The organism is Pseudoalteromonas sp. NCCP-2140 (assembly GCF_023708065.1).
In the GTDB taxonomy this organism is placed as follows: domain Bacteria; phylum Pseudomonadota; class Gammaproteobacteria; order Enterobacterales; family Alteromonadaceae; genus Pseudoalteromonas.
On sequence record NZ_BRCZ01000001.1, the window covers coordinates 107,096 to 132,936 of the forward strand.

The 25,841-nt window shown below is 39.8% G+C and carries 27 protein-coding genes and 10 tRNA genes; 28 read left to right on the plus strand and 9 right to left on the minus strand.

Annotation, left to right across the window (positions count from 1 at the left end):
* Window positions 1–14 precede the first annotated feature (14 nt).
* Together NFU46_RS00520 and NFU46_RS00525 are read left to right on the plus strand one after the other, a co-directional pair.
* Window positions 15–1,220: a reverse transcriptase family protein gene (locus NFU46_RS00520; protein WP_063704687.1), complete on the plus strand. Its 1,206-nt coding sequence runs from the start codon at window positions 15–17 to the stop codon at window positions 1,218–1,220.
* Window positions 1,220–1,948 (plus strand): retron Ec48 family effector membrane protein, encoded by a 729-nt coding sequence (locus tag NFU46_RS00525; RefSeq protein WP_251598736.1) that lies wholly within the window; start codon window positions 1,220–1,222, stop codon window positions 1,946–1,948. Before NFU46_RS00520 ends, NFU46_RS00525 begins: the two co-directional genes overlap by 1 nt.
* 330 nt (window positions 1,949–2,278) lie before the next feature.
* On the opposite strand, the gene NFU46_RS00530 is transcribed toward NFU46_RS00525, so the two are convergent.
* From NFU46_RS00530 to NFU46_RS00550, 5 genes are all read right to left on the minus strand, one after another.
* Complete coding sequence (locus NFU46_RS00530) at window positions 2,279–2,680, minus strand: protein-export chaperone SecB (RefSeq protein WP_063704691.1); 402 nt, start codon at window positions 2,678–2,680, stop codon at window positions 2,279–2,281.
* Between the two features lie 2 nt (window positions 2,681–2,682).
* On the minus strand, window positions 2,683–2,994 hold the full coding sequence (locus NFU46_RS00535; protein WP_063704692.1) for a hypothetical protein: 312 nt from the start codon (window positions 2,992–2,994) through the stop codon (window positions 2,683–2,685).
* Window positions 2,995–3,089: 95 nt separating this feature from the next.
* Window positions 3,090–3,566: a hypothetical protein gene (locus NFU46_RS00540; protein ID WP_251598738.1), complete on the minus strand. Its 477-nt coding sequence runs from the start codon at window positions 3,564–3,566 to the stop codon at window positions 3,090–3,092.
* Window positions 3,567–3,676: 110 nt separating this feature from the next.
* Complete coding sequence (locus NFU46_RS00545) at window positions 3,677–4,558, minus strand: site-specific integrase (protein WP_063704696.1); 882 nt, start codon at window positions 4,556–4,558, stop codon at window positions 3,677–3,679.
* The gene (locus NFU46_RS00550) at window positions 4,551–4,772 is read right to left on the minus strand and encodes a hypothetical protein (RefSeq protein WP_063704697.1); all 222 of its coding nucleotides are present in this window, start codon (window positions 4,770–4,772) and stop codon (window positions 4,551–4,553) included. The genes NFU46_RS00545 and NFU46_RS00550 overlap by 8 nt, the downstream gene beginning before the upstream one ends.
* Before the next feature lie 629 nt (window positions 4,773–5,401).
* Here NFU46_RS00550 and NFU46_RS00555 point away from each other — a divergent pair.
* The 5 genes from NFU46_RS00555 (at window position 5,402) to NFU46_RS00575 (ending at window position 8,567) form a co-directional block, all read left to right on the plus strand.
* Window positions 5,402–5,626: a hypothetical protein gene (locus NFU46_RS00555; RefSeq protein ID WP_063704699.1), complete on the plus strand. Its 225-nt coding sequence runs from the start codon at window positions 5,402–5,404 to the stop codon at window positions 5,624–5,626.
* Between the two features lie 264 nt (window positions 5,627–5,890).
* Window positions 5,891–6,127, plus strand: coding sequence for a helix-turn-helix domain-containing protein (locus NFU46_RS00560; RefSeq protein WP_063704702.1), 237 nt, complete (start codon window positions 5,891–5,893; stop codon window positions 6,125–6,127).
* Between the two features lie 89 nt (window positions 6,128–6,216).
* Window positions 6,217–6,690 carry a hypothetical protein gene (locus NFU46_RS00565; RefSeq protein WP_251598741.1) on the plus strand — a complete coding sequence of 158 codons (474 nt, stop codon included), beginning with the start codon at window positions 6,217–6,219 and terminating at the stop codon, window positions 6,688–6,690.
* Window positions 6,691–6,848: 158 nt separating this feature from the next.
* On the plus strand, window positions 6,849–7,556 hold the full coding sequence (locus NFU46_RS00570) for a hypothetical protein (protein ID WP_251598744.1): 708 nt from the start codon (window positions 6,849–6,851) through the stop codon (window positions 7,554–7,556).
* Window positions 7,557–7,898: 342 nt separating this feature from the next.
* Window positions 7,899–8,567 carry a hypothetical protein gene (locus NFU46_RS00575; protein ID WP_251598747.1) on the plus strand — a complete coding sequence of 223 codons (669 nt, stop codon included), beginning with the start codon at window positions 7,899–7,901 and terminating at the stop codon, window positions 8,565–8,567.
* Window positions 8,568–9,017: 450 nt separating this feature from the next.
* On the opposite strand, the gene NFU46_RS00580 is transcribed toward NFU46_RS00575, so the two are convergent.
* Window positions 9,018–9,094, minus strand: a tRNA-Pro gene (locus tag NFU46_RS00580).
* Between the two features lie 105 nt (window positions 9,095–9,199).
* Window positions 9,200–9,817: an arylesterase gene (locus NFU46_RS00585; protein WP_251598750.1), complete on the minus strand. Its 618-nt coding sequence runs from the start codon at window positions 9,815–9,817 to the stop codon at window positions 9,200–9,202.
* Here NFU46_RS00585 and NFU46_RS00590 point away from each other — a divergent pair, their 5' ends adjacent.
* The 21 genes from NFU46_RS00590 (at window position 9,818) to NFU46_RS00690 (ending at window position 23,612) form a co-directional block, all read left to right on the plus strand.
* Entirely contained in the window at window positions 9,818–10,537 is a 720-nt protein-coding gene (locus NFU46_RS00590) for an ABC transporter ATP-binding protein (protein ID WP_054561283.1), read from the plus strand.
* Window positions 10,527–13,028 (plus strand): ABC transporter permease, encoded by a 2,502-nt coding sequence (locus tag NFU46_RS00595; protein ID WP_251598752.1) that lies wholly within the window; start codon window positions 10,527–10,529, stop codon window positions 13,026–13,028. Before NFU46_RS00590 ends, NFU46_RS00595 begins: the two co-directional genes overlap by 11 nt.
* Window positions 13,029–13,164: 136 nt before the next feature.
* Window positions 13,165–13,689: a crossover junction endodeoxyribonuclease RuvC gene (ruvC, locus tag NFU46_RS00600; protein ID WP_054561285.1), complete on the plus strand. Its 525-nt coding sequence runs from the start codon at window positions 13,165–13,167 to the stop codon at window positions 13,687–13,689.
* Between the two features lies 1 nt (window position 13,690).
* Entirely contained in the window at window positions 13,691–14,311 is a 621-nt protein-coding gene (gene ruvA, locus NFU46_RS00605; RefSeq protein WP_055198696.1) for a Holliday junction branch migration protein RuvA, read from the plus strand.
* A gap of 7 nt (window positions 14,312–14,318) precedes the next feature.
* The gene (gene ruvB, locus NFU46_RS00610) at window positions 14,319–15,323 is read left to right on the plus strand and encodes a Holliday junction branch migration DNA helicase RuvB (protein ID WP_054553011.1); all 1,005 of its coding nucleotides are present in this window, start codon (window positions 14,319–14,321) and stop codon (window positions 15,321–15,323) included.
* Window positions 15,324–16,264: 941 nt separating this feature from the next.
* On the plus strand, window positions 16,265–16,969 hold the full coding sequence (gene tolQ / locus NFU46_RS00615) for a protein TolQ (protein WP_175078174.1): 705 nt from the start codon (window positions 16,265–16,267) through the stop codon (window positions 16,967–16,969).
* Window positions 16,956–17,381: a protein TolR gene (tolR, locus tag NFU46_RS00620; RefSeq protein WP_175078175.1), complete on the plus strand. Its 426-nt coding sequence runs from the start codon at window positions 16,956–16,958 to the stop codon at window positions 17,379–17,381. Before tolQ ends, tolR begins: the two co-directional genes overlap by 14 nt.
* Before the next feature lies 1 nt (window position 17,382).
* Window positions 17,383–18,321: a cell envelope integrity protein TolA gene (tolA, locus tag NFU46_RS00625; protein ID WP_175078176.1), complete on the plus strand. Its 939-nt coding sequence runs from the start codon at window positions 17,383–17,385 to the stop codon at window positions 18,319–18,321.
* Between the two features lie 9 nt (window positions 18,322–18,330).
* Window positions 18,331–19,689 carry a Tol-Pal system beta propeller repeat protein TolB gene (gene tolB / locus NFU46_RS00630; protein WP_251598755.1) on the plus strand — a complete coding sequence of 453 codons (1,359 nt, stop codon included), beginning with the start codon at window positions 18,331–18,333 and terminating at the stop codon, window positions 19,687–19,689.
* 35 nt (window positions 19,690–19,724) lie between these two features.
* Window positions 19,725–20,264 carry a peptidoglycan-associated lipoprotein Pal gene (gene pal, locus NFU46_RS00635; RefSeq protein WP_130051703.1) on the plus strand — a complete coding sequence of 180 codons (540 nt, stop codon included), beginning with the start codon at window positions 19,725–19,727 and terminating at the stop codon, window positions 20,262–20,264.
* Between the two features lie 12 nt (window positions 20,265–20,276).
* Window positions 20,277–21,038, plus strand: coding sequence for a tol-pal system protein YbgF (ybgF, locus tag NFU46_RS00640; protein ID WP_054561292.1), 762 nt, complete (start codon window positions 20,277–20,279; stop codon window positions 21,036–21,038).
* Between the two features lie 168 nt (window positions 21,039–21,206).
* Window positions 21,207–21,282: transfer RNA gene (locus NFU46_RS00645), tRNA-Lys, on the plus strand.
* Window positions 21,283–21,345: 63 nt separating this feature from the next.
* Window positions 21,346–21,421 (plus strand) — tRNA-Lys (locus tag NFU46_RS00650).
* Between the two features lie 56 nt (window positions 21,422–21,477).
* A tRNA-Lys gene (locus NFU46_RS00655) sits at window positions 21,478–21,553 on the plus strand.
* Between the two features lie 57 nt (window positions 21,554–21,610).
* A tRNA-Lys gene (locus NFU46_RS00660) sits at window positions 21,611–21,686 on the plus strand.
* 58 nt (window positions 21,687–21,744) lie between these two features.
* Window positions 21,745–21,820 (plus strand) — tRNA-Lys (locus NFU46_RS00665).
* Between the two features lie 56 nt (window positions 21,821–21,876).
* Window positions 21,877–21,952: transfer RNA gene (locus NFU46_RS00670), tRNA-Lys, on the plus strand.
* A 51-nt stretch (window positions 21,953–22,003) separates the two neighbouring features.
* Window positions 22,004–22,079: transfer RNA gene (locus NFU46_RS00675), tRNA-Lys, on the plus strand.
* A 51-nt stretch (window positions 22,080–22,130) separates the two neighbouring features.
* Window positions 22,131–22,206 (plus strand) — tRNA-Lys (locus NFU46_RS00680).
* A 129-nt stretch (window positions 22,207–22,335) separates the two neighbouring features.
* Complete coding sequence (nadA, locus tag NFU46_RS00685; protein ID WP_054561293.1) at window positions 22,336–23,376, plus strand: quinolinate synthase NadA; 1,041 nt, start codon at window positions 22,336–22,338, stop codon at window positions 23,374–23,376.
* A 148-nt stretch (window positions 23,377–23,524) separates the two neighbouring features.
* Window positions 23,525–23,612 (plus strand) — tRNA-Ser (locus NFU46_RS00690).
* A gap of 233 nt (window positions 23,613–23,845) precedes the next feature.
* Here the strand turns inward: NFU46_RS00690 and NFU46_RS00695 are convergent.
* Together NFU46_RS00695 and NFU46_RS00700 are read right to left on the minus strand one after the other, a co-directional pair.
* Window positions 23,846–25,399 carry a GspE/PulE family protein gene (locus tag NFU46_RS00695; protein WP_251598758.1) on the minus strand — a complete coding sequence of 518 codons (1,554 nt, stop codon included), beginning with the start codon at window positions 25,397–25,399 and terminating at the stop codon, window positions 23,846–23,848.
* Between the two features lie 2 nt (window positions 25,400–25,401).
* Entirely contained in the window at window positions 25,402–25,824 is a 423-nt protein-coding gene (locus NFU46_RS00700; RefSeq protein ID WP_054561295.1) for a hypothetical protein, read from the minus strand.
* Window positions 25,825–25,841 lie beyond the last annotated feature (17 nt).

Consider the following 25,841-nt stretch of genomic DNA (forward strand, 5'->3'; position numbering starts at 1 on the left):
GAATTATTAGTCAAATGACCACTCCAGATATTCCTCTGTTTAAAGCCGGTCCAATAAAGTCGAAAGCTCATTTAGCAAAAGTGTTAAATATTGACATATCTGATATCGATGATGTCTTAAACATGCCACTAGATAAGAGATATAGGCCTCCTAAGAACCCCATTTTGAAATCTGATGGAACAATTAGGAAAATATTTAACCCTCATCGAAAAGTAAGGTTTTTGCAGCGACGCATTAATAATAGAATTAATAAACAGTGTATAAGATGGCCCTCCTACATTTATGGTTCTATCCCTAAAAGCATTGAAAATGGTAATCGGGATTATGTTGAATGCGCTCATAAACACTGTGGGGCAAAGAGTATTTTGAAAGTCGATATTTCTAATTTCTTTGACAATATACAAGAATTTCATGTGAAGAATATGTTTAAAAATCTCTTCAGGTATTCTGATGAAGTTTCTGAGATTATAACCAATATATGCTGTTATGGTGACAGAGTTGTGCAAGGAGCATTAACCTCTAGTTATATAGCTTCACTTATTTTGTGGGATGTTGAATTATACTTAGTGAGAAAGTTGAAGCGTTTGAATCTAACTTATACGCGGTTAGTTGATGATATTACTGTTTCTTCTACTAGTCACAATTTTGACTTTAACGGGACATCTAAGCTGATAGAAGAAATGCTAAATGAAAAAGGCTTACCACAAAACATTGATAAAACTAGAGTATACCGTCTTTCTAGTGAACCTCTTAAAGTCCATGGCTTAGTAGTGTCATTCCCAAACCCTATATATTCTAAAGATGAAGTAAAGAATATTAGGGCGGCTGTTCATCAACTGAAACATAGAGCTGAAAAACAAGAAGATCAAAAATCGAAATCATACAGGAACGATTACCAAAGGATTTTAGGAAGAGTTAATAAGCTTAGTCGTGTTAAAAATGACAAGCATGCAAAGCTTATAAAAATACTTAGAAGTGATGGTTTAAGACCCAAACCATCGCAATCAGACAAAATTTCTGCGGAAAAGCGATTTGATAAAATAGTGATTGACTACAGCAGAAAAAAATCTCAATACAACTTTTATAAAAGATATCATTATTTAAAGCATCTTTTATTTTTTATAAAAGGAGAGGGTGGCTCTGACTATAAAAAGTTTGCACAAGATAAGCTTGATAAATTATCACGTTATGAGCCAGAATTTAAGATCAAGGACTATTAATGCTAGTGAAGAGCAAAATAACAAAGCTGGCATGTATTTATGCTTTCATAAACTTCATTTTCTTAGTCCTGCTGTTGGTGCAAATGAATGGAGCAGGAACGTTTTCACTTGATTTTTGCATTCAAGATCGTTGCCTAAAATACATATATGATAGGCACCAATATTTTATCGAGTTGGTGATTGTAATAAATAAATTTTTAGCGGGCCTTACGGCTATTTTTGGCGTAGCTTATGGTTATGTAGCTTTTATTGAGCAATCAAAGGATAGGGCTTTTAACAACCACCTTCGCAATTTAGAGTTTTTCGTATCATTCATAAAATCTGAAATTGATCGACTAGATTACCTCTCTCAATCAAGCGTTGATTTCAATATTTTATATCAGTTGATTTACCCAAATTCATCTGAAGGTAAAATGTCTAACTTTGATGAGTACAAAAGAAGAGTTAAAGAACTGAGAGACTATGTAATTAGCTATTCAAATGGGTATAAGGGTGGGATTAAAAAGATGCCGAACTCAGAAGTTTCTTTTTTTAATCATAAAAAGAAAATAATAAAGCTCGCTAAAAAATTTGGTATTGATGTTGCTAATTTACCCAAAGGGGACTTTTTTTCCGTTGAGAGTGATTTCTTTAAATTGCTAGACGTGATAACCACAACATTTACAAATGAGCGAGAGGTTCAGAGAGCGCGTTTTCTGATGCAGAAAGTTGATATTCACTACAGATAATGAGTCGTAATCTCAGCCCTAAGTCCCACCCCTTGCTAAACCGTCTCTAGGCCGTTTATATTTAAAGCTAACACCATTTATACTTGAACAGTTGATGAAGGAGTATTGACAGTTAAAGAAGAGATAGGGTGAGTAAAAGCATTAAATAAAGAGCAATCGCACTTTTCAACCACCAATTTTCTATAATTGAAAATAGTTTTTTACTATCTGTGACTATAGTAGTTTGCTTGAGCTTTAGATTTTATAGTCAAATTTAGTTATTAAAATTTATTGCTCAGAAAGACAGGATTTGGTGTACATGTTCTAAATCTAAGATGTACACCAACTCCTTTAATTAACTTTTTCTTGCATATCCTTGTACATAGCTGAAAAGTTGACGCTTGGAAGCATTATAGGGTCATACCCTGCATTGAGTAAAAGCGTACTTACAAAAGCTCTCATATACGGAAAAGCTATTGCAGGTGCATTTACGTGTGGAAAGTGAGATTGTATAAACTCATCGTCAAGTTCTCTATCTAGCTTAAAAGTTGATTCATACTCAAGCAAAAGTAAGTGTGAATTTTTAACTTTTAACCTTAAGGCAAAAAAGATATTAAATTTATCAGATGTTTGTTCTGAAAAATTCGGCTCATAGTGAAATCCGAATTCATCGATTTCATCAAAGCCTTCAACTTGATCCTTATCAAGTAGGTTTATTTCTTTTGCCTTGTTAGTATATAGTTGAATGTTCATTTTTAAGCCGCTAAAGAGTTACCATAATCGTCATCATTACAAGCTGTTACAATTTTGCTTGTACTATCCTCTAAGTAAGTAACTTCGAGAATCATAATCTCACGATAAATATCATCACAAAATTTTTCAAAATTGAATTTATTGAATGATTGTTTCCAATATTCATTTGAATAAGGTTTTTGTACATCACACAGAAAGTCGTGAGCTAATGGACCAACAGACTCATAGCTTTGAAGTTCGTTGTATAGCTCTTCAGCAGAAACTTTAGATAACTCTTCTTGAAGTAAAAGTACACGTTCTTGTAAACTTAACATATTAATCTCCTTCATGCTGTAGGCATTTTTTCTGCGAAATCAGATGGTTCAATGAAACCATTTAAGAAAATACGGTCTTTTGCTTCCTCGAAAACTCAAAGTTGCTGTGGTGTGACTAAACCTAACTTTGATTTATTAATTTTTGGATCAACAAAATCAATATTTTCTACTGTTCTTCCATCCTGTGCTTTGACGCCTAGATATGGAAATATTTCTTTCGAGCACCTTAACTTACTTAATATTTGATTAACAGTAACACTTTTACGTGTCTCTTCTTTATCAAGTTTAGCAAGGATTATATCTTTTAGTTGGATAAATTCTAATTGGTGCTGAACGTTACCTACTAAATCTAGTACTTCTTTTTTAAAGCATAAATTTATATTGAACTGACCTATAACTCTTCTATTAGAAATTCCCCACTTTTTTGCCCAGTAGTCCGAGTCAGTCCAAAAGTAGTAGCCCTGAGTTAGCCATTGGTTAGCACCATTGCCACTTCTGAAGGGGATATTATCGACAATGTAATCGAATCCATTCTCTAATTTGCAAGTGTGGTAGCCAACGTGAGCAGTCATTTCCATATTTCTTATATTGATTGTTTTATATAATTTAAACAAGGCAATTGTACATACCAGCTCAGACTCTAGCAACATTTAATTAAATAGTAGCAATTAGTTATGAACATTCACTGAAGGTATACCTTAGTTATCTCTTTTCTAAAATGCCCCATTTCCTGTGAAACGGTCTCCAAGGCCGTTTCGTATTTTAACCCTAAGCATTTCAGTTCAACCATTCTTTCTTGGGCATAGCTGTGCCTGAGGCCGTGTGCGCCTGTGGAAAACAGCAAAGTGCGGTTGGAGGCTTTTGAAAATGAGTCCGACCACTTTTTACCGCCAGCAATATTATAACGCTGAGAATAGTTAATTTCTCTGTCTACTACTGTGATTGGTTGAGCTAAACGTTGTTGCTCGAGCTGATAGGCTAGGATATTGGGAATAAGTACATGTCGAACCAAGCCTCCTTTACCAACTACTGTGTAAAGTTCACCATTTCGGCCTTGCCATTTTGAGTCTAGAGCAGGGCGCTTATCTGGAGTTCGTTCATTAGCTTTGGCAAGTGTTAGTAGCTCATGAGCTCGAAGTCCGGCCGCATAGGCGATTTGTGTTGCGAGTTGATTTCTTTCCGTTTGTCTATGTGAAATAGCTTTGGCTTGTTCTGTGGTGTAAGCACGAGAGCGCTTTATCTCATCTAAACATGACTTTACTCGGTAGAGTGTTTCTTTCGGTTGTAATTTACCGTTTAATTGCATCATTGCTTGAATAGCTTGGCGTTCCATATCCAGGGCTTTTTGACCAACGATCTCAGCTCTGTAATCAAGATACATACGTGCTTGCTGAATAGTCATAGCCTGAATACCATTAATGCCGATATCTTTAGACCAGTTGGCAACCGTTTTTATCGACTGCATATAGTTCCTGGCAGTGCCCAAAGACTTTATGCGCTGTGCTTTGGTTAGTCCTTTAATAACATTTTTTGCTTGAGTTTCAGCTTTGGCGAATTTAGGCATTTTTATCGACCCACCTTTTAACAGTCGTCCATTCTACATTGACACCTCTCATTGCAAGCCAACGTTGTAATTCAGCTTTGCTTGCACCAGCTTCGTAGAGTTTGCAAAGGTGAGTGCGGTATTTGTCCAGTTTGGATGATTTGTGACGTTTACGGGCACGTAGTTTAGTATGCGCTTTTAACAAAGCGACTTCAGTATTTGCATTAAAAGTCATGGCATTCTCCTAGGTTGTAAGATTAACTGGCAACTTGGTTGCTCAGCGACACTGAAGCCTATTCGCCCCTGTTTTTCGCACATGCAAAAGGCTCGGACCGATCTCGCCTTAATTTATTTCCTCTTTACGTGAAAGCGGCAGCAGACAGCGCCGGTATAACGCCTTAAATGTGGCGTGAGACATGACTATTAAATTGAAAAGAGTGAGGGTCCTCACTACGTGTTGTCGGCAGCTGAACAGCGCCGTTTTTTGTAAATGCCCATTGGGCTATTTCAATATTAGGTTAGCGTTAAAGTTGCCTATGTGCAATCTGCAAATAAAAATCTGCGTGTAAGCCGCGAAAAACCAAGCTCCCGGCTATGAAGCGAGCGATTTATCGCTTCGACATAGCGGGGGGCGTAGCCCCTTTTAAAAGAGGAGGATATTGCTCATGATGCCTCAATAAAAAGGGGTTGGTTTTATGAATATAGGCTTATGGCATATACTCTGTGCGGCTAATTTTGAAAGCTTTGGAGGTTAATATGGGCGCATTGATCGCTAGTAATATAATGATCATAAGCTTGGTTATATTTTTCGCAGTCTTATTTTATAAAAACAGACGAGTCTTAGTTAAAGGGAAGAGGAAATAAATGAATCATCATAGCTCTATGCGTAGTGAATCAGAAACGGTTGCTAGCAAAATTAGGCATGTTTCAAATAGCAGACTAAGAAAGCTTGCAAGAGAGTTAACAGAATCTCCTGTAGAGAAATACATTGCATTGGCGTTCTTAGAAAAATTGATATGGGAGCATAAAGATAAAAATATTAAGTTAGCTGCATTAGAGCATTGGGTTAAATTGATTGGAGAGAAATAGTAAGTTAATGCTTAAGTGTGGGAGCCCTATGAGGTAAAGCAACTCTTTAAATACAGCTCTTGATAGTTCACGTTTCATCACTTATATTCATACATGCGCACATTTGCTGCGTTCCTGCGAAGGGAGTCACTTCGGTGACTGAAAACAGGCGCCTTTATGGCTGCCTTCAATACGTAAAGAGGAAAGACATGGCTGCATATGCAGCGTCGTGCATACGTGCATGAACAATGCCCTTCGCTCCATTAAACGTATTGGAGGGCTGTCATGTCATCATCTCAAACTATCTCAGTTAAAGACTTAGCTGAGCTACTACAATTATCACCTCGCACAATCCACAACCGAATTAGTGCTCAATTTAAAGCAATAGAAGCTGGTGAAAATCCAGAAAGCTATCAAATACAGCGTTTAGCGCCACCTTCAATAAAGTTAGGCAAATCTCGTTTGTTCATTAGGGAAACGGTTGAGCAATGGCTAGCTCGTTTTGAAGGGGTGAAGATGTAAGGAAGGCGAAAGGGGCAGCTTGACCGGCGATACCCCAACCGCACTTTGCATCTTCAAATTATATGCTTGCCTTAAAAGAAAGGCCACCTTTGTCGTGGCCAGAGTACGCTATTGCCTCGCCAAAGGACTTTTACGATTTAATAGATTTTCATTCACCAAAATATGTAAGAGCACTTTTTAGTAAAAACCACGAATCAGGCCACAGGACTTTTTTGCTAGGAAATCGAAACTCGAAAAGCGTCACAGACTTAAAAACCTTCAAGCGAAAAACAAGTAGGTATGTTCAGGGTGTATTGAATTGTAAAAGCGAAGCAGTAAATATTTACTTTAGTCCGAATGAGTTTTATGAATGGCCTAAAGTATCAAATTTAGCCCTTTTAAGAGCCAATTGGATAGATATAGATATCAAAAAAGCTGTCTATGGAAAAAAAGTCAGAGAGGTTGAGAAAGTCTTAATTGGTGAGGTCGTGCAAATTTTAAAAGAGAGAAAATACCGCCATTTACAGGTTACGTTTTCTCTGGTTCTGGAGGGTTACATTTATACTGGGTTTACGAGCCAGTAGATGCTTCACTAACGAATAAGGAGCTGTGGAAGAGCATAGCCCAAATTTATATTGATAGTTTAAATGGTATAAGTTCCCAATGGGAAGTTGATTCTACAGCATCAAAAAGACTTAGTGGAAACCTTCGAATACCAGGCTCTGTGCATGGAACGACAGGTTTGCAAGCAAGGTTTTTAGCTGGTGGCCCTAAATATGAATTCGAAGAGTTAATAAATTATCTAAACTTGGGCTCACTAAGAGATAAATTAAAAATAAAAGAAGAATCGACAGTTGTTAGGCTGCCACATAAACCCACAAGCAGTAAACCTCGTCAAAAAATTCAAAGGCGATATGGTCACAACATCAAGGATTGGTGGTTCAAGTGTATTAACACAGTTCAAATTCATTTTAGAAAGTTAGGTAAGGTGCCTAAAGGCAAACGTGACAAAACAGCTTTCATCCTATTTGTTGCTTTTCAGCATTTAAATAAAGAGACTGCTTTTGAAAAGCTAACAAAGATAAATGATGAACTTATTGGCTTCTCACTCGAAGAGTTAGAAGGTTTGACAAAAACCGCCAAAATAACGACTTATAACTACAGAAAAGAAACTTTAGCTGAGTACTTAGAAGAGTTGCTTGGTTACTGTCCAGAGTATTTATGTACGAAACCTAAAATTAAGCTATCAAGCGATGAAATAAGACAAAGGCAGAGTGAAGCTGCTAAATGTACGGCTGCTAAAAAACGAAACAACTCTCAGGAGATTGTAGCGAAAGCCATTAAACAGCTAACAAAAGAAACCGGCAGAAAGCCCACTCAGAGACAAGTTGCGGAAAGAGCAGGGGTAGGGTTACGAACTGTAAAGAGGTATTGGTTTTGCCAAGTGTGAGTACCGGCATTTTCAATTCAACGAAAAATGTAATTAATTTAAGGAAGTTTTAACTTGGTTTGCCAGAAGAGATTAATAGAACTTAATCAAATTTGAAAGTCGCGAAATTTCATGAGCGGAACTTAAGGCGTAACTCACTTTGCCCCAAAATGAGCTGATAAAAAATCTCGACCATTATGGTCTTAACCAACCTTAAACTTGAACGCGCATACAAGAAATCGACTCTGCATCCAGACAGGTTACTTCTGTAAGTTAACCGTATTTTTATTGTTTCCAGTATTATGGAAATCTAAAATACCCGATGATACCTGCACAATTTATTTATTATTCGAAGGAAAAAATTTGATAATTGCAATCTCGTCTGCCGTTTTGGCACTGTTCTCACTTTTTTTGACCCTGTTTATGAGAAAGATGCAGGAAACAGAGAAACCACTCAGATATGTTAGTCTAAACACTGCCTGCTTAATTGGAATTATAGTGCTCAGTGCAGTAAGTCAGATAAGTGCATCGAAAGACAGTGAAGAATATAAACAAGCAGTTCTTGAACTAGAGGTACTCGCTAAAATTAATGAGCATATGATTCCAGTAAATAAATTCATTGCAAGAATTATAAATAACTATGACATTGTTCAACAGTTTATCAGCTACGAGCACGCTAGACTTGCTAACTCCGATGCGTCTGCTTTGCTTATTCAGCAACAAGAAAAAATAACCACACAGCCGTCTTTTCAAACGGTAAAGAAAGCACTTGCTGAGCTGCATGACATTGCAGCAACTATTCAGTCACTCCATATGCAGTACCCAAAACTTGTGCCAGAAGAAACACTTGAATGGTCTTCAGTGACCCTAAAGATAAAAATGTCCAACTTGAATCAGTATCTTGATCCATACGACCGGCATGATGGAGAGGTATCGGAATCAGTGATTAGATATATCGAACACACTGGTAAAGCATTTGGCGTATCAGTTAAAAAGGTCAGAGAGCTATCGAATAAAGTAATCTCTCCTTAATTTTAGTCACCCTCTACTTTTAAGGATCGTAAATCAACAGTATTCATACAAATAATGTGCTTTACGATCCAACCCTAACTCGTTTTGACCAAAAACGTGTTAGAATGGCAGTCTGCTCCTCGTTCAAACCTACCGGTTTGTCGATACCCTATCCTAATTGCTAAAAGCATAAGGTCATATGTGAGCTGCCACGATTCATTGCCCGTCTATTACACATTATTTATCTGAAAAGCTTTTATAAAATTCTATCGTGAGGAAGGTAACAAAGGTGCCATTAGCTGTCTTCCTATATATCCCCCCCAATCAACACCTAATCTGACCTAAAAATGAGAAAATAAGTTTAAATTAATATGGTGCGATAAATGTGCGATATAAATAAAGTAATCTATGGTTAATGTGCGAAAAAGGAAATGGATAAGTTAAGTAACTTATTGAATAGAGTGTAGAAAATGGTCGGCATAGCAGGATTTGAACCTGCGACCCCTGACACCCCATGACAGTGCGCTACCAAGCTGCGCTATATGCCGACGTTGCAAGCCATAGTACGGCTTTTTTTATAAAAATCAATATCTCCGCAGTTCGATTGCCTGTTAATTGTTCAGGCAATCGGTATTAAATCAATGGGCTAGAGGTTAATCTAACCAATCGTTGATCGTTTTGTACATAAAGTCGCGTATTAATGGTTGAGCATCGGCATTAGGGTGCAGGTTATCGTTTTGCATAAGTTCTGGACGGCCTGCAATGCTAAGCATGAAAAAGGGCATGAGCTCAGAATCTGTTTCATCGGCAATGGTTTTAAAGCTATCGGTGAAAAGTTTGGTATAACGCGGGCCATAGTTAGGTGGAATTTGTACTTCCATAACGGCGGTTTTCGCCCCGATTTGTTGGCTTTTTGTTATTAAATCACGTAGGTTAGCTTGTAGGCGTTTAATAGGGAAACCTCGTAAACCATCGTTTCCGCCTAGCTCAATGAGTACATGAGTGGGTTCAAATTCGCTCAGTAACGCGTCGAGTCGTCTTAGGGCACCGCCTGTGGTTTCACCGCTAATACTGGCGTTTACTAGGTATAAAGATTGGTCTTTTTCATCGTACTTATCTTGTAACAATTTAACCCAGCCTTGCTCTTGTTTAAGACCGTAAGCGGCGCTTAAACTGTCACCTAAAATTAAAATTGTGTTGTCAGCTGCTGCCGTAAGTGGTTTGATTACTAACAGTAAAACGAATATAAAACGTAGGATTGGATGCATCATATGTCAGCGCTTTCTCAATTAAACATCATTCAAGTTAAAGGACTTTCTAAAACGGTCACCACGGTTGAGGGCGACCTGACCATCCTCAGTGACATCAGCTTTAATGTCAAGTCGGGCGACTCAGTTGCTGTAGTAGGCACCTCTGGTTCGGGTAAGTCTACTTTATTAAGTTTATTAGCAGGCCTTGACCAATCTACCGGCGGTAGTATCCATTTAGATGGAGCCGCATTACACGAATTAGATGAAGAAGCACGCGCAGCACTTCGCGCTGAAAAAGTAGGTTTTGTATTTCAGTCTTTCATGCTTGTACAAAGCTTAACAGCCCTTGAAAACGTAATGCTTCCTGCTGAACTTGCGGGTAGTAAAGACGCTAAACAACAAGCACTTGAGCTACTTGAAAAAGTAGGTTTGAGTCATCGCGTGGGTCATTACCCTTCGCAATTATCTGGCGGTGAGCAGCAACGTGTAGCAATTGCTCGTGCATTTATTGGCACACCGAAAATTTTATTTGCCGATGAACCGTCAGCGAACCTAGATAGCAAAAACGGTAAGTTAATTGAGTCTTTATTATTTGAACTAAATAAAGAGCACGGCACGACACTTATTTTAGTAACCCATGATGAGCAGCTTGCACAAAAGTGTCAGCAGATTTTACATATTGAAGCAGGGCAGTTAGTTACTGTAAAAGAAAGCGAAGGAGTGCAAGCGAATGTGGGCTAAATTAGCACTAAAACTGTTTTCACGTGAGTTTAAGCGTGGCGAATTAACAGTGATCAGTGCAGCAATAGCCTTAGCTGTACTCACTGTTTTAACACTGTCTATGGTTACCGACCGCATTGGTCAAAGTATTGAAGAAAAAAGCAGTGCTTTTATTGCCGCTGATCGCGTTTTAGCGAGTAACCATGCTTTACCTGCCGAGTTTTTAGATAAAGCCAACCAAGAAAATTTACGCACCGCTAAAATAACCTACTTCGATACCATGTTATTTGCCGGTGACGAAATGCAACTTGGCTCGGTTAAAGCGGTATCAAATACCTATCCGTTAAAAGGTGAGTTAAAAGTAAAAACCAGTCTGACTGGCCAACCAGAAGTAACAACCGACATCCCTAGTCGTGGTGAAGTGTGGTTAAGTGAGTCTGTGTTTTATGCGCTAAACATTAAAGTGGGCGATAAAGTAGAGCTTGGCGCTGCTACGTTTACGGCTAGTCATGTTGTAGCCGAAGAGCCAGATGCACCGTTTAATGTGTTTTCAAGCAGCCAACGAATCTTAATCAATGAAGCAGACATTGCTGTAACAGAGGTAATTCAGCCCGGCAGCCGAGTGTTTTACCGCCAACTTTATGCTGGTGACAAAGACAATTTAGATACCTTTTATGCGTGGTTAAAACCACAGATGAAAGAAAACCAGCGTTGGTATGGTGTTAAAGACCGCCAGTCACCTATTTCTAATAGTTTAAATCGTGCCGAAAGCTATTTATTGTTAGCTGGTTTGCTAGGCATTATTTTAGCTGCTGTTGCTATTGCGGTATCAGCAAAACGTTATTGTGAGCGTCAGTACGACCCAGTTGCTATGATGAAAACGCTGGGCGGTAGCCGCGCGATGATCCGTAAAATCTATTTATTACATTTGAGCCTTGTGTGTTCAATGTCGGTGATTGTTGGTTTACTGATTGGTTATGGTTTACAAGCGGTTGCCACGGATTATTTGGCACAAACCATGGGCACAGCATTGCCGAGTGCATCGGTAAAGCCTTGGATTATTGCGATCAGCACGGGTGTGATTTGTGCGGTTATGTTTTCAATTAAACCGCTACTCGATTTATTTGATATTCCGCCGCTACGTGTACTTCGCCGTAACTTAGGCGACCGTTTATTAGTAAGTAAAGTGCACCTTACTATGTCGGCGCTTACTGTATTTTTACTGATGTGGTTATTTAGTAACAACATCAAAATTAGTGCAATTTTGTTCCTTTCGACGGCATTTTTAATTGCGGTGTTATTTGGGTTATCAAAGGTTATTTTTGGCGGTGGCCGCAAACTTGGCTTGAGTCCGGGCAATAGTTGGTCATTGGCGATTGCGTCAATTCAAAAGCGTGCAAATGTGAATGCTGTGCAATTAATTAGCTTTGCGTTGGCTATCAAGCTATTACTGTTTTTAATTGTACTTAAGAACGACATGATTTCGGATTGGCAGTCTCAGCTTCCTGAAAATGCACCTAATTCATTTTTAGTGAACATTACTGAGCAAGAGTTAGAGCCTATTACTAGCTTCTTAGCGCAAAACGATATGCCAACGTCTGATTTCTATCCGGTTGTTCGTGGCCGTGTAAACGCTGTTAATGGCGAGTTGGTTGCCCGCGAAGTATCGCAAGAGGACAACGAAAAGAAAGATGAAGAAGCCCGCTCTGGTATTGGCCGTGAGTTAAACCTAACTTGGCGTAAAGACTTGCCTAATCAAAACGAGCTTATCGACGGTACATGGTTCAGTGAAGACTCAGTAGCCGAGGCGTCGGTAGAAGAGTCGATGCTTGAACGCCTTGATATACAAATTGGCGATACGCTTACTTTCTTAATTGGTGCGCAGTCGTTTGACGCAAAAATTACCAGTGTACGCAAGGTTAATTGGACCACGCTTAAACCTAACTTCTTTATTATTTTAAGCCCTGACGTGCTAGCGAGCTTTCCTGCTACTTATATTTCATCAGTAAATGTTAAAGCAGAGAAAAAACGTGAGTTTAATGAGCTAATGCGTCAATACCCAACGGTTAACGTGATAGATGTTGAGAGTTTCATTAAACAAATTCGCTCAACCATTGAGCAAGTATCGTTAGCGATTGGCTTTGTACTAGCGATTGTGGTTGCCTGTGGCGCTTTAGTGCTTATTTCACAAGTGCAAGCAAGTTTAGGCGAGCGAATGCAAGAGATTGTTATTTTGCGGACTTTAGGTGCGAAAGGGCGCTTAATTAAAAATGCCACCTTATATGAGTTTTTACTATTAGGCGTTACTGCAGGCTTAGTGGCAGCCATAGTCAGTGACATCGCTTTGTTAATAGTGCAAAAACAAATGTTCGATTTAGCAGGTAAGTTCCATCCTCATATTTGGGTGATTGGCCCAGCAGTCGGTGGCTTATTTGTGGCATGTTTAGGCTATTTGATGATAGCGCGAACAATGCGAAAAAATACCCAAGGCTTATTACGCTCGCTCGCGTAAAAGTCTCTTGAAGGTTGACTATAAAATGCTCGCAATTGCGGGCATTTTTTATGAATTGCAATTGGTTACTGGTAATTTATACAGTGCTCTGGCATTATTAACCGCAGATAATAATGATAATAGACGGTTCAGTTAGTTGGCGATTATTTTAGGGATTGATCCTGGTTCACGATTAACAGGGTACGGCGTGATTGCTCACCAAGGTGCTAAGTTCACTTATTTAGGTAGTGGCTGCATTAAATTGGCCGATCACGATTTTCCGGTACGCTTAAAAATGATTTACCAAGGGATCAGTCAATTGGTAGAGCAATTCTCACCAGACAGTTTTGCTATCGAAAAAGTGTTTATGGCACACAACCCAGACTCAGCGCTTAAACTCGGTCAAGCACGTGGCGCTGCTATCGTTGGTGCTTCAATGGCAGAGCTGCCAGTTTATGAATATTCAGCTAGGCAAATTAAGCAGGCCGTTGTAGGCAATGGCGGCGCCGATAAGTCTCAAGTACAGCATATGGTTAAAAACATTTTAAAGCTGCCTGGTACCCCTCAAGCCGATGCCGCAGATGCCTTAGCAATTGCTATTTGTCATGCTCACTCAGAACAAAATTTAATAAAACTTGCGGGCAGTGCGAGCAAAACCGTAAGAGGACGATTAAGGAAGTAATATGATTGGTCGATTAAATGGCTTACTAGTAGAAAAACAGCCGCCAGAAATTCTTATTGAAGTAAGTGGTGTAGGCTACGAAGTACAAATGCCGATGACCTGCTTTTATGATTTACCGGCAGTGGGTGAGCAAGCGGTTATTTATACCCATTTTGTGGTGCGTGAAGATGCCCAGCTATTATTTGGCTTTAACAACAAAACCGAGCGCGCTTTATTTAGAGAGCTTTTAAAAGCCAATGGTGTTGGGCCAAAACTTGGTCTAGCTATTTTATCGGGTATGTCGGCGCAGCAATTTGTAAGCTGTGTTAATAATGAAGATGCAACAACACTGGTAAAATTGCCGGGTGTTGGTAAAAAAACGGCTGAGCGTTTAGTGCTCGAAATGAAAGACAGACTCAAAGATTGGGGTAATGACTTATTTACACCATTTAGCGATAATGCCGTCATTGAGCCATCAAGTGATGATACTCTAGTGGCAAATAATGCTGCCGATGATGCAGTATCAGCACTTGTGGCATTAGGCTATAAGCTACCGCAAGCACAAAAGGCGGTTAAAACAGTGAACAAACCAGATATGACGACCGAGGTTCTAATTAAAGAAGCTCTAAAATCAATGTTGTGAGTAAACCATGATTGAAGCAGATCGCTTAATAGATGCGAGTGAACAAAGTAACGAAGACAGTGTTGATCGTGCCATACGACCAAAGCTGTTAACCGATTACACAGGCCAGCCGCATGTTAAGCAACAAATGGAAATTTTTATCGAGGCAGCTCGCCACCGTGGCGAAGCGCTGGATCATTTATTAATATTTGGTCCACCGGGTCTTGGTAAAACCACACTTGCAAATATTGTTGCCAACGAGCTTAACGTTAATATTAAAACAACGTCGGGGCCAGTACTCGAAAAAGCAGGCGATTTAGCTGCGCTTTTAACGAACCTTGAGGAAGGCGACGTGCTGTTTATTGACGAAATACACCGTTTGAGCCCGCAAGTCGAAGAGATTTTGTATCCTGCAATGGAAGATTATCAGCTGGATATTATGATAGGTGAGGGCCCCGCAGCGCGCTCTATAAAGCTTGATTTGCCGCCATTTACTTTAATTGGTGCAACAACTCGTGCTGGTTCACTCACCTCACCACTTAGAGACCGTTTTGGTATTGTTCAGCGATTAGAGTTTTATTCTGTTGAAGACTTATCAAAAATTGTTGCCCGCTCAGCAAGCTTTTTAGATTTAACCATGTGTGATGAAGGCGCAACAGAAATCGCCAAGCGCTCACGCGGTACACCGCGAATAGCGAACCGTTTATTACGCCGCGTTCGTGATTACACCCAAGTGAAATCAGACGGTAAAGTGAATGCTACAGTTGCAGAGCAAGCCCTCGATATGATTGATGTCGATAAAAGCGGTTTTGACTACATGGATAGAAAATACTTGCTAGCTATTATCGAAAAATTTATGGGCGGCCCAGTTGGCCTTGATAACCTAGCGGCTGCAATTGGCGAAGAAAAAGAAACCATTGAAGATGTGATAGAGCCGTTTTTAATTCAACAAGGCTTTATTCAGCGTACCCCACGCGGACGACTCGTTTCAGACATCGCTTATTTACACTTTGGGCTAACGCCAGAGAAATAGCAAAACCTGAGTTAAGTGTAAAATAACAGTATCAAGCAGCTCGAAAGGGCTGCTTTTTTATTGAGGTATATACATAGGTGTATAGATTTTTACCTTTTACCTTTTACCGCATACCGCATACCGCATACCGCATACCGCATACCGCATACCGCATACTCTAAGCCTCATTTAACACCTGTAATTCACATGCTGTTAAGATATCGATAGGTATTCTCATTGACGTTTGTGTAGGCAAAAAAAAGCCCGCATAAGGATGCGGGCAAACAACAAGTTGAAGGAAGTAATTCAGGGAACTACGGTCTACTTAAATTAGGTTTTATCCAAAATTAAGTAAACTTAGAGCAATACGAAACTTCATATTGCTAAAAACGGAGCTTAATGAAAGAAACTTTCATGAGGTTGCTAGCTCGGTATAAGTAAATGATACGCAATGATGGATTTTTCTTCAAACTAGAAAAATTTTATTTTCAGATAAAAAAAACTAATGTGAGCGTAAAATGTAATTGTTTTCTTTTTGTTCACATTGTGGATATTTTATATTTAAGTTCATGAATGAATGGGTTTTTATAAATTTTACGATCTTTATTCAGGATTAGTTTAAGTATTCTGTAGTAGATTTGTAAAAGCGCTTTTGGGTGTTTATGCGCTATTTATGAATAAACGCCGTGTTTTTGTCTGTTTTGGTTGCTTTTGAGAGCTATTCTAGTGACTTATTATTAAGGTGAAAATATGCATAAATGTGGTGTTAAAACTTAATATGGCTAAAAAATAACTAAGCAAATTGCTTTTTACCGTTATTTGCGGCTAATTCACAGCAAGAGCGTTGTCAGTTCATAATTGACTAGATACACTAGGTGTAACTTTTGGCCGCCTTTGTGGTCAATAAATGCAAGTGTAAAAAATATAACAAATTACATAGAAATCTATTTTAGGAGTTTAACGTGGGATCAGGGCTTAACTTTTTAGATCTTATTCTAGAAGCCAGTGTACTTGTCCAGCTAGTAATGTTGGCATTAGTCGGTATGTCGGTAATGTCATGGGCAATTATCTTTCAGCGTAAAAAAGCGATTTCTGATGCACTTAATGGCGCTAAGCGTTTTGAGCAGAAGTTTTGGTCGGGTATTGACCTAAGTAAATTATATAACGAAGTATCAGCGCGTCCTGGTGGCGCATCAGGTGTTGAAGCATTATTCGTTGCTGGTTTTAAAGAGTTTGCACGTCATAAGAAAAACTCAATACAAAGTGCAAGCATCGTTATGGAAGGCACACATCGTTCAATGCGTGTTGCTTTATCGCGCGAAGTTGAAAAACTAGAATCAAGTCTATCGTTTTTAGCAACAGTGGGTTCAATCAGCCCTTATATCGGCCTATTTGGTACGGTATGGGGTATCATGAATGCATTTATTGCGTTAGGTGAAGTTAAGCAAGCAACGTTACAAATGGTAGCGCCAGGTATTGCTGAAGCACTAATCGCAACAGCAATGGGTTTATTTGCTGCAATTCCTGCCGTTATTGCTTACAACCGTTTTGCAAACAAAGTAGAAAAGCTTGAAGGTAATTACATTAACTTCATGGAAGAGTTCGCCAATATTTTACACCGCCAAGCAGCTGCTCAAATAGAGGCTAAAGCGAATGTACCAGCGTAAGAAACGTCGCCCAGTAGGTGAGATAAACGTAGTTCCTTACATTGACGTAATGTTGGTACTACTTATTATATTTATGGCAACTGCGCCACTTATTACTCATGGTGTAAAAGTGGACTTGCCGAAAATGGAAGAGTCTGATCTCGTTGATACTAAAGATACGCCACCTATTATTGCGTCAATTGATGCTGAAGGTAAGTACTATGTAAGTGTTGGCACAGATCCAGAAGCGCCAATGGAAGCGTTGGATGTCGCTGCGGTGATTAAACTTCAGCTACAAAAAAATCCAGATACACCTGTGATGATTAAAGGTTCTGGCCGTGTTTCTTATCAAGAAGTACTGTTACTTATGGACTTTTTGAAAAATGCCGGTGTTCCTTCAGTGGGTCTAATGACCGAGTCATTTGAGGGTTAGTATGCGTGAGTCATTAATTAAATCGCTTCTATTGCATCTCGGTATTATTGGTTTTTTAATTGGATCAGCGAATTTTCATATGCCAGCGCCTAAGGTGATGGAAGTTACATTGAATCCAGCTATGCCTGAGCCAGAAAAAGCCGTTGCTGCAGTAACGGTTGATCAGCAAAAGGTTGAGCAAAAAATTGCTGAGCTAAAAAAGCAAGAAGAAGCGAAAAAACAAGCTGAAGCAAAGCGTATTCGTGATCTTGAACGTCGTGCTAATGATGCACGCAAGCAACGTGAAGCTGAAGACAGACGCCTTAAAAAGCTAGAGCAGCAACGCCGCGCGAAAGAGAAAGAAAAAGCAGAAGCAGAAGCACAAGCGAAAAAAGCACGTGAAATTCAAGAGAAAGAACGAGCTAAAGCGCAACAAGCTGAAAAGCAAAAGCAAGAGGCAGAAGCCGCAGCAAAAGCTGCTGCTGAAAAACGTAAAGCTGAAGAACAAGCGTTAAAGAAAGCTGAAGAAGAGCGCAAGCGTAAAGCTGCCGAAGCAGAAGCTGAACGTAAACGTAAAGAAGCCGAAGCAGAGCGTAAACGTCAGCAAGCATTGCAAGAGCAAATGTTGCAAGAGCAGTTAGCTGCTGAGCAAGCTGCACGTAATAAAATTCGCCAGCAACAGGTTGTGAGTGAAGTTGATAAATATAAAGCGTTAATTATGGCGCGTATTCAACAAACTTTACTTATCGATGAAAAAATGAAGAATAAGCAATGTCGCGTTAATATTCGCCTTGGCTTTAATGGTTTAGTAACGCAAGTCAAATCATTAGGTGGTGATAAATTAGTGTGTGAAGCTGCTCTTCGAGCTGTTCGTATGGCCGATACATTACCAGTTTCGCCTGATAAAGATGTATTCGAGCAATTGAAAAATATTAACTTAACAATTAAGCCAGAATTCTAAAGGAATGATATGTTCAACCAGATAAAAACAGCATGTTTTATTGTATTACTGGGCTTTCATGGCATTGCCAGTGCTGCACTAGAAATTGTTATCACTGAAGGTATTGATGGTGCACGCCCAATAGCGGTCGTGCCATTTAAATACCAGGGCGTAGGCGCAATCCCTGAAAAACTGAGCACCGTTATTGCAGCTGACTTGATGCGTAGTGGTAAATTTAAACCTGTTGATGTAACAAATATGCCGCAACTACCTGGCAAAGATGCTGATGTAGATTACGGCGCTTGGGTCAATCAAGGTGTTGAAGCAGTACTTGTTGGTCAAGTAGAGCAACAACCAGGCGGGCGTTACTTAGTAAGATATGAACTTATTGATGTGATCCGTGGCCAAATTACCGGTGGCGAAACACAAATGATGAGCAACGGTAAGCTAGTTAAAAGCCAAGATCATGTACTAGATGCGCGTGAAAGTGTTATTTCTGAAAACGGTTTTCGCCGTTATGCGCACCGTATTAGCGATGTAGTTTATGAAGCACTTACTGGTGAAAAGGGCGCATTTTTAACGAAGATTGCTTATGTCATCGTTCGTGATGGTGAACCTAAGCCTTACCAACTAGTTGTTGCTGATTATGACGGTTACAACGAACAAGTGTTACTTCGCTCTAAAGAGCCTTTAATGTCACCAGCTTGGTCACCTGATGGTACTAAGCTTGCGTACGTAACTTTTGAAAACCGCCAAAGCCAAATTTACATGCAAGACTTGTATACGGGTAAACGTGAATTAATCACAAGCCACCCAGGTATTAATGGTGCACCACAATTTTCACCAGACGGCAAGAAGCTGCTATTAGTACTTTCTAAAGACCGTAATGGTGCTACAGAAGTCTACCTTTTAGACCTTGCAACTCGCAAAGAAAAGCGTTTAACAAATCACCGTAGTATCGATACTGAGCCTTCTTGGCACCCAAATGGGCAAGATATCGTGTTTACGTCTGAAAGGGGTGGTAATGCCCAGATTTATAAGTTAAATTTGCAAACTGGTAGATCAAAACGTATGACGTTTGATGGTGATATGAATTTAGCAGGTTCGATTTCACCTGACGGAAAAGAATTAGTGATGGTGAATCGTACTAACGGTCAATACCATCTTGCTAAAAAAGAGCTAGCTACAGGCGCGTTCCAAGTATTAACTAGAACTCGCTTAGATGAATCGCCGAGTATCGCACCAAACGGCTCGATGATTATCTACAGCACGCTTCATAATAATAAACAGGTGTTGGCGTTAGTGTCTATGGACGGTCGCTTTAAAGCACGCTTACCTGTGCTAGATGGACAAGTTAAGGCACCGGCTTGGTCGCCTTATTTACAGTAATTTTTACTGGTTTACTCAATATAGGAATCAATTAAATGCAACTTAATAAAACTTTAAAAGGCCTGCTTATTGCTGTGCCAGTGATGACATTAGCGGCGTGTAGCTCTTCTTCAGGTGTTGACGAAGGTGCTGCAAACCAATCTAACCAAGGTATGGTTGAGCAATCAAACACTGATACTGTTGAAGTTGCAACGCTTACTCCAGAGCAACAAGCTGAAGAAGCACTTCGTGAAAAATACGAAGCGTTACGTCAAGAACAAATCATTTACTTTGGTTTTGATAATGCAAAAATCCAAAGCAAATATGCTGAGCTTTTACAAGCACACGCTGAGTTCTTAGTACAAAACCCATCAGTTAAAGTACTTATCGAAGGTCACGCTGATGAGCGTGGTACGCCTGAGTACAACATCGCACTAGGTGAGCACCGTGGTCAAGCTGTAGAAAAATACTTACAAAGCTTAGGTGTTTCTGCTAGCCAAATGTCAGTAGTGAGCTATGGTGAAGAGAAGCCAATGGTTAAGTCTCGCACTGAAGAAGCGTTCGCGAAGAACCGTCGCGCAGTATTAGTTTACTAATAAAGAGTCATTATGAAGCCGAAAATTATTTTGGCAGCAATGATCTTAAGCGGGAGCACCCAGTTATGGGCTGCTCCCGCTCCTGTTTCAGAAGCTGCAAGCTCGCAATCGAGCATTGAGAAGCGTTTAGTCGCTTTAGAAAACATGATGAAGTCACGTAATTTATTGCAAGCTGAGCTTCAGCAGCAGCTTAATATTTTACAAGACGAAGTGAGTCAAGTACGTGGTATTACTGAAGAGCAAAGCTATAAGCTTGAAAAAGTATTACAACGTCAGCGTGAGCTTTATCAAGAGATTGAGAACCGTGTAAGTCAAGCTTATAGCCAGCCTGCTGCAACACAAACTCAACCTACTAACACTTATACGGATGTGGGTGCATCACAGGCAATCAGTTCAGACTTATCTGAAAACGAAGCCTATGAGCGTGCTGTAGCGTTAATCATGAAAGATAAACGTTATGAGCAAGCAATTCCTGAGTTCCAAACATTCTTAACTACTTACCCTAATTCAGTGTATGCATCTAATGCTCATTATTGGTTAGGTCAGCTGTTAACAATTCAAAACGATCAAGCTGGTGCAACTGAGCACTTTAAAGTTGTTGTGAATGAATACCCTAATTCTAATAAGCGCCCAGATGCGATGTTAAAGTTAGGAAACTTATTAGCGGATCAAGGCTTAGGCGAGCAAGCCCTTAAAACCTTTAATGATTTAATTAATCAGTACCCAAGTACTACCGCTGCTAAATTAGCCACAGAACGTCTGTCGCAAATGTAGATTTGACCTGATTAGACTGCTTTTTGATATAAGCGGTCTAAAATTAGGCAACTAGACATAAAAACTTAAAAAAAGAGATATTTTCTGTTGCACTCAGCATTTAAATAAGTATTATAAGCGCCCGCAGCAGGCGATTGGTAACAACAGCCAAAATGCGGAAAAAAGAGCGGGTCATTAGCTCAGTTGGTAGAGCAGTGGACTTTTAATCCATTGGTCGATGGTTCAAGTCCATCATGACCCACCATTCTCTTAGAATGGTAATCTTTAATCGACGGATTTACGTATAGCTTTTATAAGCAATTAGAGCGGGTCATTAGCTCAGTTGGTAGAGCAGTGGACTTTTAATCCATTGGTCGATGGTTCAAGTCCATCATGACCCACCATTCTTTGAATGGTTCTATATCGGCGGATTTACGCAGCTTATTTTAAGCATCAGAGCGGGTCATTAGCTCAGTTGGTAGAGCAGTGGACTTTTAATCCATTGGTCGATGGTTCGAGTCCATCATGACCCACCATTCTTTTGAATGGTTCTATATCGGCGGATTTACGCAGCTTTTTACAAGCATCAGAGCGGGTCATTAGCTCAGTTGGTAGAGCAGTGGACTTTTAATCCATTGGTCGATGGTTCAAGTCCATCATGACCCACCATTCTTTTTGAATGGGCTAATATCGGCGGATTTACGCAGCTTATTACAAGCATCAGAGCGGGTCATTAGCTCAGTTGGTAGAGCAGTGGACTTTTAATCCATTGGTCGATGGTTCGAGTCCATCATGACCCACCATTCTTTGAATGGTCTTATATCGGCGGATTTACGCAGCTTATTACAAGCATCAGAGCGGGTCATTAGCTCAGTTGGTAGAGCAGTGGACTTTTAATCCATTGGTCGATGGTTCGAGTCCATCATGACCCACCATTCTTCGAATGGTCTTATATCGGCGGATTTACGCAATTCAACATCCAGAGCGGGTCATTAGCTCAGTTGGTAGAGCAGTGGACTTTTAATCCATTGGTCGATGGTTCGAGTCCATCATGACCCACCATTTTTCGAATGGTCTCATATCGGCGGATTTACGCATCTAAATATCCAGAGCGGGTCATTAGCTCAGTTGGTAGAGCAGTGGACTTTTAATCCATTGGTCGATGGTTCAAGTCCATCATGACCCACCATTGCTGATTTATCTTTTCTTTCTAAGTTATCCTTTATTTATCTTAACAGCTCACAGCAATACTGTTCTTTAGCTTAAGATTCTCGTATAATTCGCGCCATGAATGCACTGTGGACTAAGTGGTCGAGAAATGAGTCTAGCTGAACAAATTATGCCTGAAGATTATATCTTCCCTCCAAAGCCAGCTCCGTTATCAAAAGACGAGCAAGCTGAGTATAAGGCACGTATCAAACAATTATTAAAAGACAAGAACGCGGTTCTTGTTGCCCATTATTACACTGATCCTGAAATTCAAGCACTAGCTGAAGAAACAGGCGGTTGTGTTGCTGACTCGCTAGAAATGGCGCGTTTTGGCGCTAAGCACGACGCAGATGTAATTGTGGTAGCCGGTGTTCGCTTTATGGGCGAAACAGCAAAAATCCTAACGCCAAATAAAACAGTTGTTATGCCAACACTTGCTGCAACTTGTTCATTAGACGTAGGTTGCCCAATTGAAGAATTCTCAGCGTTTTGTGATCAGCACCCTGATCGCAAGGTAGTAGTGTATGCAAATACATCAACAGCTGTTAAAGCGCGTGCAGATTGGATTGTTACTTCTTCATGTGCCCTAGAAATCGTTGAGCACCTTGATGAGCAAGGCGAAAAAATCATTTGGGGTCCAGATAAACACTTAGGTTCTTACATTCAAAAGAACACAGGTGCAGACATGATCATGTGGAATGGCGCCTGTATCGTTCATGACGAGTTTAAAACCAAAGCACTGAAGGATATGAAAGCCTTACACCCAGATGCGGCTGTATTGGTTCACCCAGAGTCTCCTGCGGAGATTGTAGCCTTAGCTGATGCAGTTGGTTCAACAAGCCAACTAATCAAAGCAGCGCAAACTATGGACAACAAAAAGTTCATCGTAGCGACTGACCGTGGCATTTTCTACAAAATGCAGCAGTTATGCCCAGAGAAAGAATTCTTTGAAGCCCCAACAGCGGGTGAAGGCGCAACCTGTAAAAGCTGCGCACATTGCCCGTGGATGGCAATGAATGGCTTAAAAGCGATTGAAGAAGCACTGACAGACCCAGAAGGTAAAGAAGTGTTTGTTGATATGGACTTACGCGAAGGCGCATTAAAGTCGCTTAACCGTATGTTAGATTTTTCAGCAACGCTTCAGCGTTAAGAACGAATTGACTATATACAAAAGGCAAGGTGTTTACCTTGCCTTTTTTGTTTGATTACTAATCACTTAACTGCACTATTTTAAAAAGCCCTTGCGTCTGTAGGGTTGTTTTCATACTATAACGCCGCGCTAAACTCTAAGCGCCTTAGGTGACGTGTCCGAGTGGCTGAAGGAGCACGCCTGGAAAGTGTGTATACGGCAACGTATCGAGAGTTCGAATCTCTCCGTCACCGCCATTTCTAATCTTATAAGCTAACTTTAGTCATTTACAAATACTTTAAACCGCATTTTAGCTTGTCTAATTATCTAAGCTGTTATTTCTTTCACACTCTTTCCAAAAAGACTGTCCTAATACTCTATTTATTTCTTCTACTGAAGTGAGGCCTTTTGAAAGTGCTTCTAAGGCTACTTTATATAAAGATCTCGCACCGCATTTAGCTGCAATCTCTCTTAACTTACTGGTACTTTCTCAAGCACGAATTGCATCGGCTAGTTGATAATCAATAGTGATTATTTCGAACAGAGGAATACGTCCTTTGTAACCGGACTGATCGCAGTCATCGCAACCAGATGGCGACATAATATTTATATCAGGAAAGATGCTTTTAAAACGTTTACCATAGGTATCTGTGGACAACGGGCCACTTAGGTTACAACTAGGGCATAGTTTTCTAATTAATCGCTGCGCTGCAACACCTTTTAAGGAGTCTGCAATAATAGGACGTGACACACCTAAACCTATTAACCTTGAAATAGTCGTAATTGCATCACTTGTATGTAAGGTGGTCATCACAAAATGCCCAGTTATTGCAGCGCGAAAGGTCATTTCTGCCGTTTCTTCATCGCGAACTTCACCCATTAATATTACATCGGGGTCTTGTCTTAAAATGCTTCTGAGGGCGCTGGAGAAGGTGAGGTTCTGATGTGGGTTAATATTAACCTGGGCAATACCTTCAATCTCATATTCAATTGGGTCTTCAACGGTGACAAGACATTTTTCTGGAGTGTTTAATTCTTTTAGAGCAGCATAAAGCGTACTTGTCTTTCCTGACCCAGTAGGGCCTGTTATTACAAAGATTCCTTCGCTACTTTGCAGTAAGTTTTTAAATGTATTGAGCTCTTGCTGTTGTAAACCAATATCATCTAACTTGTTTACAACAGATTTAATCAGTAGACGGATGACTACTTTTTCTCCCCCTTTAACTGGTAGTGTCGATACCCGTAGATCCACATCCTGACCTTTGAGCTCTAAACTAGCACTTCCATCTTGTGGAACCATTTTTTTTGCTAAGTTAAGGCCAGATAATGCTTTTATTCTTTGTACTATTGGAATAAAAACTTGTGCTGGTAATTCTGATATGACCCTTAACATACCATCTATTCTGTAACGAATTATGCCGCCATTATTAAAGGGTTCAATGTGAATATCACTGGCTTTGAATATAAACGCTTCTAACAGCATTTCGGATACAATTTTAACTATGGCTGAGTTTGAAGAGTCGGGCTCATTTTGTTTTGTTCGTGTGTTGAGTTGGTTTGATTTTATAATAATGTCATTTTCAGATAGCATTTGCTCCTGATAAAACATTTCCGTCCATTTTGCTATGAGCTCGGGTGATGCCAATACCGATTTAACATGAAGGGTCGTTAAAAATTCAACCATTGATTCCATATCAGTATCAAATGGATGAGGGGAAGCTACTGTTAATAAGCCATTTGTAAAGCCTAAAGGAAAAATTCCATACTCTCTAGCTACTTTAAAAGAAACATAATGAAGCAATTCTTCTGACATATCATCAGGAGGTTTTGCTACATCTAACTGGTAACTTTTTGCAATCATTGCTGTTAACACTTTGCTGTCGACTTGCAAAATTGCCTCTGCACTTTTCCATGCTGAAATGGCTGACTCACCGTTATACATTTCTTCAATATTAATATTGCTGTTAGTCGATTTTTCAATGCAAAATCGTTTTAGCCAGTTAAAAGTGGCATTACTTCTGTGTACCTCATTTTTATCAATCATACTCATTCCATATATATTTTGTCGTCTTTGGCATCAAACGTGATTGTTGAATCACCATGTGGAATGGTTAAGCGAAAATGTTCATTGGTAATTTTTTCATAAGTTACATCCATGACAGATGCAATAGGGCTTGGTAAGTCGTCTGGCAGTTCTCCGTAAGTTGTGCGGTAATGTTCAACATCTTCTGCAATCATTAATAATGCCACTGAGCTGCCTGTTTGATAATCTCTGTCGTAATTTACAGGGTGGGTTTCATGGCCAATTAGTAGAGTTTTTGCTAACAAAAATCCAAAAGCAATATATGCGGCATAAGGAAGCCAGCTAGGTAATACAATGGATGCTCGATTTTTATTTCGTTGATTATTTTGCGTTTCATCCATCGCTTCCGCGATACTTTCTTGCCATCGTTTATTGGTTGAAATCATTTTTACCTTCCTAGTTT

Excerpts from the sequence above, each read along its gene's own strand:
- NFU46_RS00695 (WP_251598758.1), bottom strand. The coding sequence starts at position 25,399 with ATGATTGATAAAAATGAGGTACACAGAAGTAATGCCACTTTTAACTGG.
- NFU46_RS00520 (WP_063704687.1), top strand. The coding sequence starts at position 15 with ATGACCACTCCAGATATTCCTCTGTTTAAAGCCGGTCCAATAAAGTCG.
- NFU46_RS00545 (WP_063704696.1), bottom strand. The coding sequence starts at position 4,558 with ATGCCTAAATTCGCCAAAGCTGAAACTCAAGCAAAAAATGTTATTAAA.
- NFU46_RS00555 (WP_063704699.1), top strand. The coding sequence starts at position 5,402 with ATGAATCATCATAGCTCTATGCGTAGTGAATCAGAAACGGTTGCTAGC.
- ruvA (WP_055198696.1), top strand. The coding sequence starts at position 13,691 with ATGATTGGTCGATTAAATGGCTTACTAGTAGAAAAACAGCCGCCAGAA.
- NFU46_RS00525 (WP_251598736.1), top strand. The coding sequence starts at position 1,220 with ATGCTAGTGAAGAGCAAAATAACAAAGCTGGCATGTATTTATGCTTTC.
- NFU46_RS00550 (WP_063704697.1), bottom strand. The coding sequence starts at position 4,772 with ATGACTTTTAATGCAAATACTGAAGTCGCTTTGTTAAAAGCGCATACT.
- NFU46_RS00540 (WP_251598738.1), bottom strand. The coding sequence starts at position 3,566 with ATGACTGCTCACGTTGGCTACCACACTTGCAAATTAGAGAATGGATTC.
- NFU46_RS00560 (WP_063704702.1), top strand. The coding sequence starts at position 5,891 with ATGTCATCATCTCAAACTATCTCAGTTAAAGACTTAGCTGAGCTACTA.
- tolB (WP_251598755.1), top strand. The coding sequence starts at position 18,331 with ATGTTCAACCAGATAAAAACAGCATGTTTTATTGTATTACTGGGCTTT.
- tolA (WP_175078176.1), top strand. The coding sequence starts at position 17,383 with ATGCGTGAGTCATTAATTAAATCGCTTCTATTGCATCTCGGTATTATT.
- nadA (WP_054561293.1), top strand. The coding sequence starts at position 22,336 with ATGAGTCTAGCTGAACAAATTATGCCTGAAGATTATATCTTCCCTCCA.
- NFU46_RS00585 (WP_251598750.1), bottom strand. The coding sequence starts at position 9,817 with ATGATGCATCCAATCCTACGTTTTATATTCGTTTTACTGTTAGTAATC.
- NFU46_RS00530 (WP_063704691.1), bottom strand. The coding sequence starts at position 2,680 with ATGAACATTCAACTATATACTAACAAGGCAAAAGAAATAAACCTACTT.
- NFU46_RS00700 (WP_054561295.1), bottom strand. The coding sequence starts at position 25,824 with ATGATTTCAACCAATAAACGATGGCAAGAAAGTATCGCGGAAGCGATG.
- NFU46_RS00595 (WP_251598752.1), top strand. The coding sequence starts at position 10,527 with ATGTGGGCTAAATTAGCACTAAAACTGTTTTCACGTGAGTTTAAGCGT.
- ybgF (WP_054561292.1), top strand. The coding sequence starts at position 20,277 with ATGAAGCCGAAAATTATTTTGGCAGCAATGATCTTAAGCGGGAGCACC.
- tolR (WP_175078175.1), top strand. The coding sequence starts at position 16,956 with ATGTACCAGCGTAAGAAACGTCGCCCAGTAGGTGAGATAAACGTAGTT.
- ruvB (WP_054553011.1), top strand. The coding sequence starts at position 14,319 with ATGATTGAAGCAGATCGCTTAATAGATGCGAGTGAACAAAGTAACGAA.
- NFU46_RS00590 (WP_054561283.1), top strand. The coding sequence starts at position 9,818 with ATGTCAGCGCTTTCTCAATTAAACATCATTCAAGTTAAAGGACTTTCT.
- pal (WP_130051703.1), top strand. The coding sequence starts at position 19,725 with ATGCAACTTAATAAAACTTTAAAAGGCCTGCTTATTGCTGTGCCAGTG.
- NFU46_RS00535 (WP_063704692.1), bottom strand. The coding sequence starts at position 2,994 with ATGTTAAGTTTACAAGAACGTGTACTTTTACTTCAAGAAGAGTTATCT.